Source organism: Acinetobacter sp. ANC 5054 (assembly GCF_002135295.1).
In the GTDB taxonomy this organism is placed as follows: domain Bacteria; phylum Pseudomonadota; class Gammaproteobacteria; order Pseudomonadales; family Moraxellaceae; genus Acinetobacter.
This window is the reverse complement of the sequence record NZ_NEGG01000001.1, coordinates 315194-328054: the sequence shown is the minus strand read 5'-3', so window position 1 is coordinate 328054 and position 12861 is coordinate 315194. Positions and strand designations below refer to the sequence as shown.

The window sequence follows — 12861 nt, the reverse complement described above, 5'->3', positions numbered from 1 at the left end:
TTAGAATAGGGTCATTGTGCACAAGATCTTTCATGTTGCTTATGAATATTTTAATCGTTGATGATCACCCGCTGTTTCGTCATGCTTTAATTCAGGCGGTTCGTTACAGTTTGCCACAGGCGCAAATTCATGAGACTGCTGCAGTCAATGAGTGCTACGAAAGACTTGAAAATGGTCCTGAACCTGATTTGGTTTTACTGGATTTAAACTTGCCGGGCGCTTCAGGCTTCTCTGCATTGGTGCATATTCGTGCACAATATCCATCGATTCCGATTATTGTGGTTTCGGCGCATGAAGAAGCGTCGATTATCCAACGTGCCATTGCGCATGGTGCGATGGGCTATATTCCAAAATCAGCACATCCAAGCCATATCGGTGAAGCAATTCGCCAAGTGCTTGAAGGTGAAATTTGGTTGCCACCAAACTTACCTGCCAATATGAACTTCGACCCACGTGCCGCTGATGAAACAGCATTGGCAGAGCGTATCCAGTCATTAACACCGCAGCAATTCCGTGTGTTGATGATGGTGGCAGAAGGTTTATTGAATAAACAAATTGCTTATGAACTCGATGTTTCGGAAGCGACTATTAAAGCCCATGTTACGGCAATTTTCCGTAAACTCGGCGTGCAAAACCGTACGCAAGCGGTATTGGCAATCAATGCATTGAATATTGATGAGAAGAAAATCTAAAACGCTCACCTAAAAAAAAGACCTCCATATGGAGGTCTTTTTTTTACTCAATTGAGATCAGGCAATATAGTCTTGTTTTGGCGTTAAATCGGTGCAGAACAGTGGGTTAAGTGCACACTGCAATTCATCGATTTGCTCATCCGTCACATAACCGCGTGATTTTAAGTAAGCTGCAACTTGGTCGTCACATAGGCTCAAGAAAGCAGCATCGTACACGCCTAAATCTACAAATAAAGCCGCGGTTTCGAGGCTATTAAAGCGGTCAAGATAGACATCATTGTCATACATTAAGAAAATATGATCTTGATTTGAATTGGCGTGCACATTGAGGCGCTCTGCCAGTTCAAAAGGCGAGGTTTTAATAAAGAGCAGGTCAGACAATTCATCAAACTGAGTTTTATCCAATTGGTCTTGGTCAGATTTGACTTTACCTAACCACGCTTTAAACACCAGTACCGCACCACCACGAAGTAACATACTCCAGATTTGGTGGCGGGTTTCTTCACTTAAACATTTTGATTCAGCTTCAAGATTTTGCAGCAGGATTTCTTCTTGTTCTGCAAGACGCTCAAATAGCCCTAAACCTTGTGGTTTATAGCCATTCGGTGCAAATACATCAAAGTTCAATTCATCAAAAACCTGTAGTGCAAGGGGAACGGCACTGCGATATAAGGTTTCCAATGCTTCTACTTGCACATCGTGTAGATTGCTATATTTGAATAATTTACGCCAATGAATTTCTGGCAAAATGGCGTTGACACCGTATTGACGATGAAATTGTAGATTTTGATCAAAATCATGCGGCATTGCTTTTGAGATATTCACAATAAAAACTCCTAATTGAAGGAAAGATCAGCTTCTCAAAAGGAGTGCGATTTGCGCATTGAAGAGATTAGAAACTGATCAATTTCTAATAATTATTTTTAGATCGAAGTGGGTGAATTAAATATACGACTAAAGTTCTAATTTTTGATTTGATGGTAAATAAATTATTATAAATCAATACAATTAACAATTGTAACTAAGTGTACAAGTGTTCACTTATGTAGCCGATATTTTTTGCCATAGGCAAGTTGAATTTGATTATTTTGGACAATAAATACTGGATTTTTAAGTGGGTATTTGACTGATTTTGCCTGTCCGCAAAAATCTTTTGCCATTTGCGTAAATTTACTTTGCTGTCAGGTAAAAAAATACCCATTTCATGTGACTGAAATGGGCGATTTTTCACATAAGAGCTAACGGTGTGAGCACTTACTGATTAGAGATTTTCAAACCGGATAACCATGAGCGTAGCGAAGCTGGCTTCAAAGGTTTTTTCAGTAAGACGATATTCAGCTCTTTCAAACGTTGTGGCAGTTCAGGATCAGAGTCCGCAGTGATCAATGCCACAGGCACATTTTCCTGACGGTTATCTAAAATAAAGTCCAAGCCAATCTTGTTGTTATTCAAATGCTGATCGACCAACCAGACTTGAATATTTTCTTGCTGAATCAATTCCAAAGCTTGTTCTGGTTCGGTGGCTTTGAAGACTTGATAGCCCCATTTGGTCAGCAAGGTCGACATGCCTTCCAAAATGGTTTCGTCATTGTCTAAGCACAAAATTTTATAGGCTTTGGTCTTTAACGGAACGGCCTGTGTCGGGGCGGCCACCACTTTTGGTGCAGCCACCACGGGAACTTCAATCATGAAACAAGAGCCATGGCCAAGCTCAGAATACACATACACAGGGTAATCCAGCAGGCTGGTCATGCGTTGTACGATGGCTAAACCTAAGCCCAAGCCTTGCTCGCCCCAAGGTGAGGTATGGCCGCAACGTTCAAATTCTTGGAATAATTTAATCCGTTGTTCTTCTGCAATGCCCGGCCCAGTATCCCAAACACCAATACGAATATGACCCGGACGAGCGGAACGTAAGACCCCAACCACCACGCGACCACGTGCAGTATAACGCAGCGCATTACTGACAAAGTTTTGAATAATACGGCGAATCCATTGTGGATCGGTGTCAATCCAAAACTGAGCATCATGTACGCTGAGTTTAATATTACGCTGTGCAGCGATGGATTTAAATTGTAGCTCTAGGTCACTGAGCAGGTCGTGCAATGGATAAGGCTGACGCTTCGGTTGAATGGTTCCACCTTCCAAACGGGCAATATCCAGTAGGGCAGAGAGCATACTTTCTGCACCATGTAGTGCACGGTCAAGTTGTTGTAAGGTTTTACGATCCTCATCATTTTGCACACTTTGTTCCAATGCGGTACTGAACAAACGTGCAGCATGCATGGGTTGCAACAAATCGTGACTCGCCGCTGCAATAAATCGGCTTTTCGACATATTGGCTTTATCGGCTGCTTCACGTGCCAATTGTTGCTCTGACAATGCATCGGCCAACTGTTGGGTACGATCTTGAACACGACCTTCAAGTAAGGCTTCATTTTCACGGAAGGCGGTAATGTCGGCAAAAGTCGTCACGAAGCCACCGCCTTCAATTGGATTACCACGCATTTGAATCACGCGACCATCTTTACGGATACGTTCAAACTCATGGGCGCTACCGACTTGCATCCAGTGCATGCGCTTACGCACATGTTCCTCGACTGAACCGGGACCACATTCACCACGTTCTGCGTTATAACGAATCAAATCAGAAATAGGGCAGCCGACATAGACAATGTCTTTTGGATAATCAAACAGTTTTAAATATTGATTATTCCATGCCACTAAACACATATTTTCATCAACCACTGACACCCCTTGGGTCATATGGTCAATCATGGTCATGATCAGGTTTTGATTAAAACGTTGCCACTGCGAGGCTTGATCAAGAATGTTTGCGACCTGACCCAGAGCTAACCCATTATTGACCATGGCTGTGGTGAGTAAGGTACGTGCCGATGCAGCACCGATCGTTCCTGCTAAATATTGTTCGGTAAAACGCCACCACATGCCGTTGGCACTGCTATTTTCATTCAGCACCACATTATTTTGTGCACAGAATTGGCTAAAAGCACGCATGGTTGGGCCTTCACCCGTAATCCTTTTTGCCAGCGTAATTAAGTCACCGACTTTGAGACGGGCTACATCATGGTGGATGTAGCTGATGTCATTATTTGAACTTTGTGCAGGAAGCGGTTTAGTTTCGTAATAAAAGAAACTCTCGGCCTGAATTTGCTCGGCTACGCTTGGGCGGAACACGCGAGAAATCCAGATATACAAGGTAATGTTGAGACCTAATGCCCACACTACACCATGAGTCAGTGGATCAAAAGATTCAAAACCAAGTAGGGCTTCTGGACGCAACCAGCTTAGCCCCAATGGTCCTTGAGCTAAAAGCTGTTCCGTAAATGATTTAAATTGTTCAGGTAGGCTACGTAATACAGTCGGTAAGAGTAGGGTATATGCCCACATGCCAAAACCGACCAAGAGACCTGCATAGACCCCTTGCTTACTTCCTCCACGCCAATATAAGCCACCAATCAGTGCAGGTGAGAATTGAGCAACGGCACTGAATGCAAGTAGACCAAATACGGATAATTGGTCAATATCATTGAAGAAATGGAAGAATAAAAAGCCCAGTAGCATTACCGCCAAAATACAGACGCGTCGGGTGAATCTCAGCACTAATGGTAGGCGCTTGTCGTGGCGCGACAATAAGCGTGTACGCCAAAGGGCAGGCATGATCAAGTCATTACTGAGCATGATTGATAGCGCAACTGAAGACACTAAGAGCATGCCAGTCGATGCAGAGAAACCACCCAAAAAGGCCAACAAAGTTAGCCAATCTTTGTTATAGCTCAGCGGTAATGACAGTACCGCAACATCGGGAATTGCTAAATATGCAGGTGCTGCATGAAGTGCCCAACTGGCAATCGGAATAATCGCAATGATGGTTAAAATCAGATAAATGGCAAACCAGCGTCGGGCACCACGAATATGTTTTTCATCGCGCAGCTCAACCACAGCAACGTGGAATTGGCGGGGAAGACAGATAATTGCCAATGCGGCCAATAAAGTCTGAATCCAGAAGCTTTCAGGAACACCAAGCAGTTGCACGTTTTTAAAGGTAACACTGATATCTTGGCTAATTTGGGCGATGTTGGATGGTGATTCAAAGACAAAGAAAAATGCGACCGCCAATAGGGCAAACAATTTTACGAAAGACTCAAATGCTACAGCGAGCATCAGACCGCCATGCTGCTCAGTATTGGCGATTTGCCGTGTACCAAACATCATGGCCAATATCGCTAAAATACCCGTTAAAAACAGGACACTATTGGTGGTACCTGTCAAACCTGCGCTCGGTTCTAAAATGACCGAAGCACTGAGCGCAATGGCACGTAGCTGCAAGGCTAAATAAGGAATGATGGCAATCACGGCAAGGATGGTTACTAAAGACGCCAGCGGTCCGCTTTTACCATAACGTGCAGCCACAAAGTCGGCAATCGAGGAAATTGCATGATGTTGACGTACACGTCCGAGACGACGCCAAATGTCATAACCTAAAGCGACGAACAGCAAAGGACCTAAATAAATTGGTAGAAAAATAATGCCTTCACGTACTGCAGCACCTGTTGCACCATAGAAAGTCCAAGATGAACAATACACACCTAAGGTTAAGCTAAATAACAACATTCTGCCGCGTGTACTGAGCCGACTCGCATGCTTTTCACCAAAAAATGCACACACAAAAAGTAATGCAATGTAGAGGGCCAGTACCCCGACGATAAGCCAACTATTCATAGAGCCTGCAGCATATTAATTCACGTCCATGATACCGCATCCTTCGCTTTAGGATGTTGATTGCTCAAAATTTAACGACCAAAGTCTAAATTACAAACTATAGGGAAGATTGGTAAGTTTAGCTGCGAAATAATTCAAATTACAAAATTTGCGCCAAGGTTCGGCGTGAGGAGAACATTATGGATGAGAGACAGGTAGAACAAATTCTACAAAATCCAAAATTTAAGGAAATGGTGAGCCGTAAAAGTAAGCTGAGCTGGACTTTAACAATCATCATGTTGGTCGTTTACGTTGGTTTTATGCTACTTGTGGGCTACAACAAAGAGTTTTTAATGCAATCCGTGAGTGGTGGTGTAACTACAATTGGAATGCCATTAGGTCTGAGCATTATCGTATTGTCATTCCTACTGTGTGGTGTGTACTCGTATATTGCAAACAACAAGTTGGATGCATTGAACGAAGAAGCAATGCGTGAAGTAGAAGCAATTACTCAAGAAAAAGGACTGCACTAAGATGAAATGGAATTCATTGAAAGCAACAGCAATGGCTGCACCCGCTTTGCTCATGTCAAGCATGGCAATGGCTGGTCCAGACTTAGGTGAAGCGCAGCAACAAGCAACCAACTGGCATGCGATTATTATGTTCGCAATTTTTGTTGGTTTTACCTTGTTAATTACCAAATGGGCTGCGAAGCAAACTACTAACACTGCTGATTTCTATACAGCGGGTGGTGGTATTTCTGGTTTTCAAAATGGTCTAGCGATTGCCGGTGACTACATGTCAGCAGCATCGTTCTTGGGTATTTCCGCACTGGTATTCAGTTCAGGTTTTGACGGTCTACTGTATTCATTGGGCTTCATGGTAGGTTGGCCAATCGTATTGTTCTTAGTCGCTGAACGTCTACGTAACTTGGGTAAATTCAACTTGTCAGACGTGGTTTCATTCCGTTTGGCTGAAAAACCTGTACGTACTCTAGCAGCAGTAAGTTCACTTGTAGTTGTTGCATTCTACCTAATCGCACAGATGGTGGGTGCAGGTCAGTTGATCAAACTTCTATTCGGTTTGAACTACAACATCGCAGTTGTGATTGTTGGTCTTCTGATGATGGCTTACGTAATCTTCGGTGGTATGTTGGCGACAACTTGGGTACAGATCATTAAAGCAGTAATGCTGTTGTCTGGTGCGACTTTCATGGCTTTCATGGTAATGAAAGGCGTTGGTTTCAGCTTCTCTGAAATGTTCTCACAATCAATTGCAGTATATTCTAAAGTACATGAAATTTCTTTAGCTGAAGCAACGAACATTATGGGTCCAGGTAAACTTGCAGCGAACCCGATTGATGCAATTTCTCTTGGTCTTGCATTGATGTTTGGTACAGCAGGTCTTCCACACATTTTAATGCGTTTCTTCACTGTAAAAGATGCAAAAGAAGCACGTAAATCAGTAGTTGTTGCTACAGGTTTCATTGGTTACTTCTACCTATTAACGTTCATCATCGGTTTTGGTGCGATCCTTTATGTATCGAACAACCCACAATTCCTTGATGTAGCGAAAATGGCGGTAACTGGCAAGTTAGAACTTGTTGGTGGTAACAACATGGCTGCGGTTCACTTGTCTGATGCATTGGGCGGTGACTTGTTCATGGGCTTCATTTCAGCAGTGGCTTTCGCAACAATTCTTGCAGTTGTAGCGGGTCTGACGCTGTCTGGCGCTTCAGCAATTTCTCATGACTTGTATGCAAACGTATTCAAGAAAGGTCAAACTACACCTGAATCTGAACTACGTATGTCTAAAATTGCAACTTTAGGTCTTGCGATCTTTGCAATGATTTTAGGTATCTTGTTCGAGAAACAAAACGTTGCGTTCATGGTTGGTTTAGCGTTCTCTGTAGCTGCATGTGCAAACTTCCCAGTACTTGTATTGTCTATGTTCTGGAAAGGTTTAACCACTCGCGGTGCAGTGATTGGTGGTCTGGTTGGTCTATTAACTGCAGTTGTACTGATTGTATTGTCTAAAGCAGTTTGGGTAGATACATTCGCAATCGCTGAAACGCCAATTAACCCATTCAATGGTCCAGCAATCTTTGCAATGCCATTGGCGTTCATCTGCTGCTGGTTGTTCTCTGTGACTGATAACTCAGCACAAGCGCAAGCAGAGCGTAAAGCATTTGATGCACAGTATGTACGTTCACAAACAGGTATTGGTATCTCTGGTGCTTCAGATCACTAATCTGAAACATTAAAAAAAGCCCCGACATTGATCGGGGCTTTTTTATTGCTGAATCGTTTTAATCGCTTGTCGGCATCTCTTTAATGGATACATTATTTACGGGTAAACGTTTCCCCATTAATGGTCATTTTCCAATGACCCTGATTATCTTGATAAGGTGCACGATCAATATGGAATTGACGGCTTAGATCATCTTGTCCAATCGTAAAACTCTGATCGCCAAAACTACTCACACGAGCTTTGATATCGGATTGCGCGCTGCCACTAAAGGTTTCATTAGCGATACTTTTTTCAGTGTGTTCTATGTGTTGGTAGGTGACATCTCCAGAAGGGCGGATGACTAATTCGCTGTGTTCATTTTGCCAAGTCCCGAGATAATCTTCATGGCCTTTGAGCAGTGGGCTGTTTTGCGTACATGCGGAAATAATCAATGCACAAAGTGGCGCTAAAAATAAATGTTTATTCATCATGAAATCACCCTATTCGGAGATTGTTATTTTTAATGTGCGCTTTCCTTATGTAAATTACAGCACGCTTTCATTCTCTATTTGTAATGGGGGTTGCCCCGTCAAGGATACTGAATTTGAGGTTGATTGGTGAGTAAACTGAATTTAGCAACCTACAATTTTTTGCAGCAGCAAGGTGATGCTTCGTGATAATTTAAGCTGGCAGTCATGCGAAACGTGCTGTTGATTCAAGCCTAACCTTAACCGTATTGAAAATAAAAATAGATAGAGACTAGATCACGATGCAAGTATGGAAAGATTTCTGGAAAGGTTTTCGACTATTGCCTTCAGCTTGGTTGTTACTCACCCAATTATTGATTTTGGTGCTGACTGCATTTACACGAGATATTCCTTCATTTCGTGCATTACTTTGGGTGTTAGGGGTATTGGTATTACTGATTATTGCCAAAGTCATTCGACAAACCCCGACCTTTACTATTTTAGGGCTAAGTTTTGTTGCCTGTGCAGTGCTTTTTTCCACATTGATTATGTTTGGAGTCCAAGATCCAAATATTCAAATGATTGCGCATAGTTTTGAGGCCTGTGCTTATTTTTGTGCGGCTTATGGATTATTACGCTATATGTTTGCAGATCGTTATTTAACCAAAGATGAACTGTTTGCTGCGGGTGCGGTATTTACCCTCATTGCATGGGGATTTGCATTTCTCTATAGCGTTTGCCAATTGATGTATCCGCAAAGTTTTAGTAATCCTAACCAATCAGGTCTTCAGTCTTGGCTTGATTTACTGTTTTTAAGTTTTAGTTTGCAGTCTGCAACGGGGCTTTCCGATCTGATGCCGATGAGTGCGCCTGCGCGCGTATTGGCAATGCTTCAAATGTTTTGTGGAGTGATGTATTTGGCTTTAATCGTGTCACGTTTAATTGCTTTGCAATATATTGCGCATTTGCCAGAACGGCATGAACCTAAAGATAAATAAGTGCATGACATCAAAAGCATGAAAACTAAATATTAAAAAAGGACGCAATTGCGTCCTTTTCTGTATTCAGTATTTAATATGAATTAGAAACGGAATTTAGCGTTTACGCCAACAGTTTGAGTATCAAGCGCAACTTCTTCAGCATTAGCATTTACATAGCTAGCACCAACTGCAACAGCAGGAGTGATGAAGTAGTTTACATTCGCGCCCCAAGCTGAGTCTGGAGTACCGGCAAAGCTAGATGCTGCATAAGAAGCACCAACGCTTAATTTAGGTGTTACGAAAAGATCAGTTTTGAATTGGTAAGCAGTGTCATCACCATAGATGATGCCAGACTCAAAACCAATTGCCATGTTAGTGTCGTCGATTGCGCCAACATATTTAGCACGTGCAGTGATTGCGTCTTGGTCTTGACCAATAGTTGCAGCTTCAGCAGCAGCTTTAGCAACACCGTTACCCATTACATTGAATGCGTCTACAGCAGCTTGGTCAGCAACGCTAGTGTAACCTACAGCAACTAAGAAGTTTTGAGTTGGAAGCGCACCAACTTCTAATGCATAACGATCACCATTGTTATCAGTGTTGTTTGCATTTTTGCTGTCAAGAATAGTGTGGCTGTAAGACGCGCTAGCATATACAGGAACAACTTTAGTTGGAACATAAGCTTCAGCTTTAGCACCAAAGTTGTGAGCAATTACGTCAGTACCGTTTGAACCAACTTCGCCGTAGTTATAAGCAACAGAAACGTTTGAAGCTTGGTTTAAGAACGCAGCTTCAGCTAAAGGACCCTTTGTAGAGTCAACGTTTTTAAGGTAGTAAGTACCTTGAACACCACCAATGAAATCTTTGTCGTTTGCAGTTGTGTCGATGTATTCTGCTTGGCCTTGAACTTCAAATTGGTAAGCTTGAGCACCGGTCATGGCTAATAATAAAGCAGTGGCTAAACCGAGTTTTTTCATGATTTTCTACCAGTTGTTACAAATGGATTAAACGTTGAGCATTGTATTGTAACAAGATATTAAGTCAATGATCTTAAAGGTTATTACTTAAGCTTCAACCCAAAGCTTTATTTCATAATAGAAAATTCAGTTTTTACTCTAACTAATAAGTCATTGGAAAAAAATCATTGAGAACAATTAAATAAGTTTTCTAAAACTGAGAATAAATGAAATAAGGTTGAAAAAATACAGCACTTTTCAATCGATAAAAATAATTGATTATTTGTTTTTAATCTATAATAACACTTATTAGGTGATCTAAATTTTAGTGCTTTTCATGCTGTTTTAGCACTATAAACAATAAATTTATGCTGAATAGTTAAGCAGATATTGATTAAATGATTATTTAATGAGCTTTATACTAAAAAGAATGTCAAATTTTTCACTTTTAGTTTTTAAAAATGTGATCTATTTAAACTCTTAGTAAATTACTTGGCTTTACATCAGGTTTTATTTGATTCATAATTTGCCAATCGAGTCATCACACGCTTTTAAAGTGTGACTTTGACCTTGATTCTCCATAATTTTGTTTTTTTATTCGCCCAGCTTTCCCCAAGGTTGGGCTTTTTTTTGCCCTGATTAAAAATAAATAAGAATGTGAAAAATAAAATAAATTAATAGTGCGCTATTTTGGTGCTTTATTTCGGTGTTTTAACGATCGAAAGCTTTTTAATAGACAAAAAAAATCCTGATTTTTATGCAAAATCAGGATTTTTTAGCCAAAATCTTCGGGAAACTAGATAATTCTGCTGAGGAAAAAATCTAGTGTGCCCTAATGCGGTGCATTGTGCACTAAATTGTAGCGCTTGTAAATATTCTCAACATAGATATTTCAAAAAATCCTAAATTTTTATCGATGCGAGAATCCATAAGAGATATATCTATATATAAAGAATAAAAATGTGACAGATTCATCACTTTTGTATAAGATTTAAGCTCAAATATGTTCATTATAAAATTTAATAGATTATTGATATTAAAACTAAGAAATACAGCTTTTACTTTTTAAAGCAAATTTCTGTTTGGGTACGCAACTGGGGCATAAATAAGTGGAAACATTACGCACTGAACATATAAGTAAGCGACTTCAAATCGCGATGCTAATTATTGTGATGTCCATTATGTTTATTAGCGTCCCGATGATCATTGGTAGTTATCGACAATTTGTGAAAAGCGCAGAAGCGTTAAAAGAAATTCAAATGTTGAAAATGGTTGCGGAGTTAACCAACCAAATTTCACGTGAACGTGCGCCTGCGAATAGTGCCATGTCTAGTCAAGGGCAGCAGCAACAAGTCAAAATTCAAGAACTGCGGGAATATCGTCAAGGTGTGGATCAGCAGTATCAAAATACGCTTAAAGCACTCACGCATGCGGGTTTTAATTCAGTCGCAGAGCAACTCGAAGCTAATCTTTTGCCGCATTTGCATCAAGGGCGTCTGACGGTGGATCTATATTGCTTTACCAAATGAGCAGCGTGAGGCTGAGAAATTAGATCATGCCATTTTGACTATGTTTGCTGCATGGGATCAAAGTTATATTGCATTGCAAAAACTGGTGAAGTTTTCACATGGTAAAGATACTGCTGTCTCAAATTATTACACCTTGATTTTATTGCTTGCAGAATTGCGTGATCAGGCAGGTCGAGTTGCATCAAATATCATGGCTGCTGTTTCCTTTCAGCAAGCGATTCCTGAAACTAATTTAGCGCGGACCTTACAAACTCAGCGACAAACACGTTATTTGTGGGAGTTGGTCAATGTTGTACAGTCAGAACAAGATAAAACCAATGAATTTAAGCAGTTGCATCATGCTGTAAGAACAGAGTTTTTGGATAAAGGTTTACCGATCGTTACGAATTTGGTTGAGCAAAGTACTCAGCATCGTCGCTATAGCATGGATGGTACGCAGCTGACCGATGCAATGGTGGACAAATTTAGTACCGTGGTGAAATTACAGAACTTTATTTTAGATTACAGCCTAGATGTAGCGGCAGAAGAAAAAAAACAAGCACGTAATCAGCTGATCTTTACTTTATTTTTATCTGTATTGTCACTGCTTACAGCAGTGATGACCATGTTCTATGCAAAAAAATGGGTTTTTGAACCATTAATTCGTGCTCGACATCAATTATTTAAATTGGCGCGCCATCGTCAAGCTGATCAGCATCTAACGACCAACAATGCACAAGATTATTTAAGTTTATTTGATGCGATACAACGTATTGAAAATATGTTACAGCAACGTGATGCCTTAGAATTTCAACTTAAACATATTGCAAATACCGATTCGTTAACTGGCGTTGCCAATCGTTTTGCTTTAGATGAATACATTAAATTTCGCAATAATCACAGTACCCGTTTTAAGCAAACCTGTTTGATTATTATTGATATTGATCATTTTAAACAAGTGAATGATCGCTATGGACATATTGTTGGTGATGTGGTGATTCAGCATGTCGCAAATCAGTTAAGACAACATATTCGATCCTCTGACTTGGTAGTGCGTTATGGTGGTGATGAGTTTTTGGTGTTAATTGAAGGCATTGATTTACTTAAAGCACAGCAGATTGCAGAAAAAATTAGGATTGACATTCAGCATGCAGGTTTAAGTATTCATGATGATTTTCCTGAGTTGATGGTCACAGTGAGTATTGGTATTGCAGTAGGCGCTGGAAATTGGATTGGCTTATTAGAGCGCGCAGATCAAGCCTTATTTAGAGCCAAAGCCGCAGGACGTGACCAAGTTTCAGCTTAGT

Annotated in this window: 8 protein-coding genes and 1 pseudogene; 5 read left to right on the top strand and 4 right to left on the bottom strand. The window is 40.8% G+C overall.

What is annotated here, in order from left to right; genetic code table 11:
- Positions 1 to 41 precede the first annotated feature (41 nt).
- Positions 42 to 692, top strand: coding sequence for a response regulator (locus B9T33_RS01560; protein ID WP_086177331.1), 651 nt, complete (start codon positions 42 to 44; stop codon positions 690 to 692).
- 57 nt (positions 693 to 749) lie between these two features.
- Here the strand turns inward: B9T33_RS01560 and B9T33_RS01555 are convergent, their stop codons facing one another.
- Positions 750 to 1499 carry a hypothetical protein gene (locus B9T33_RS01555; RefSeq protein ID WP_086177330.1) on the bottom strand — a complete coding sequence of 250 codons (750 nt, stop codon included), beginning with the start codon at positions 1497 to 1499 and terminating at the stop codon, positions 750 to 752.
- 447 nt (positions 1500 to 1946) lie between these two features.
- Positions 1947 to 5435: a PAS domain-containing hybrid sensor histidine kinase/response regulator gene (locus B9T33_RS01550; RefSeq protein ID WP_086177189.1), complete on the bottom strand. Its 3489-nt coding sequence runs from the start codon at positions 5433 to 5435 to the stop codon at positions 1947 to 1949.
- 179 nt (positions 5436 to 5614) lie between these two features.
- On the opposite strand from B9T33_RS01550, the gene B9T33_RS01545 reads away from it, so the two are divergent.
- Together B9T33_RS01545 and B9T33_RS01540 are read left to right on the top strand one after the other, a co-directional pair.
- Entirely contained in the window at positions 5615 to 5947 is a 333-nt protein-coding gene (locus B9T33_RS01545; RefSeq protein ID WP_078190540.1) for a DUF485 domain-containing protein, read from the top strand.
- A 1-nt stretch (position 5948) separates the two neighbouring features.
- Entirely contained in the window at positions 5949 to 7664 is a 1716-nt protein-coding gene (locus tag B9T33_RS01540; protein ID WP_086177188.1) for a cation acetate symporter, read from the top strand.
- Positions 7665 to 7756: 92 nt separating this feature from the next.
- Here B9T33_RS01540 and B9T33_RS01535 read toward each other — a convergent pair whose 3' ends face one another.
- The gene (locus B9T33_RS01535; RefSeq protein ID WP_086177187.1) at positions 7757 to 8134 is read right to left on the bottom strand and encodes a hypothetical protein; all 378 of its coding nucleotides are present in this window, start codon (positions 8132 to 8134) and stop codon (positions 7757 to 7759) included.
- A 278-nt stretch (positions 8135 to 8412) separates the two neighbouring features.
- Between B9T33_RS01535 and B9T33_RS01530 the strand changes: the two genes are divergently transcribed.
- Positions 8413 to 9108, top strand: a complete 696-nt coding sequence (locus B9T33_RS01530) for an ion channel (RefSeq protein ID WP_086177186.1) — start codon at positions 8413 to 8415, stop codon at positions 9106 to 9108.
- 83 nt (positions 9109 to 9191) lie between these two features.
- Here B9T33_RS01530 and omp33-36 read toward each other — a convergent pair whose 3' ends face one another.
- The gene (gene omp33-36 / locus B9T33_RS01525; RefSeq protein WP_086177185.1) at positions 9192 to 10067 is read right to left on the bottom strand and encodes a porin Omp33-36; all 876 of its coding nucleotides are present in this window, start codon (positions 10065 to 10067) and stop codon (positions 9192 to 9194) included.
- Positions 10068 to 11155: 1088 nt separating this feature from the next.
- On the opposite strand from omp33-36, the pseudogene B9T33_RS01520 reads away from it, so the two are divergent.
- Positions 11156 to 12860 (top strand): annotated as a pseudogene (locus B9T33_RS01520) (GGDEF domain-containing protein).
- Position 12861: the final 1 nt, after the last annotated feature.

Bases quoted from the DNA above. Each gene is read 5' to 3' on its own strand.
- B9T33_RS01560 (WP_086177331.1), top strand. From the start codon at position 42: ATGAATATTTTAATCGTTGATGATCACCCGCTGTTTCGTCATGCTTTA.
- B9T33_RS01555 (WP_086177330.1), bottom strand. From the start codon at position 1,499: ATGCCGCATGATTTTGATCAAAATCTACAATTTCATCGTCAATACGGT.
- B9T33_RS01550 (WP_086177189.1), bottom strand. From the start codon at position 5,435: ATGAATAGTTGGCTTATCGTCGGGGTACTGGCCCTCTACATTGCATTA.
- B9T33_RS01545 (WP_078190540.1), top strand. From the start codon at position 5,615: ATGGATGAGAGACAGGTAGAACAAATTCTACAAAATCCAAAATTTAAG.
- B9T33_RS01540 (WP_086177188.1), top strand. From the start codon at position 5,949: ATGAAATGGAATTCATTGAAAGCAACAGCAATGGCTGCACCCGCTTTG.
- B9T33_RS01535 (WP_086177187.1), bottom strand. From the start codon at position 8,134: ATGATGAATAAACATTTATTTTTAGCGCCACTTTGTGCATTGATTATT.
- B9T33_RS01530 (WP_086177186.1), top strand. From the start codon at position 8,413: ATGCAAGTATGGAAAGATTTCTGGAAAGGTTTTCGACTATTGCCTTCA.
- omp33-36 (WP_086177185.1), bottom strand. From the start codon at position 10,067: ATGAAAAAACTCGGTTTAGCCACTGCTTTATTATTAGCCATGACCGGT.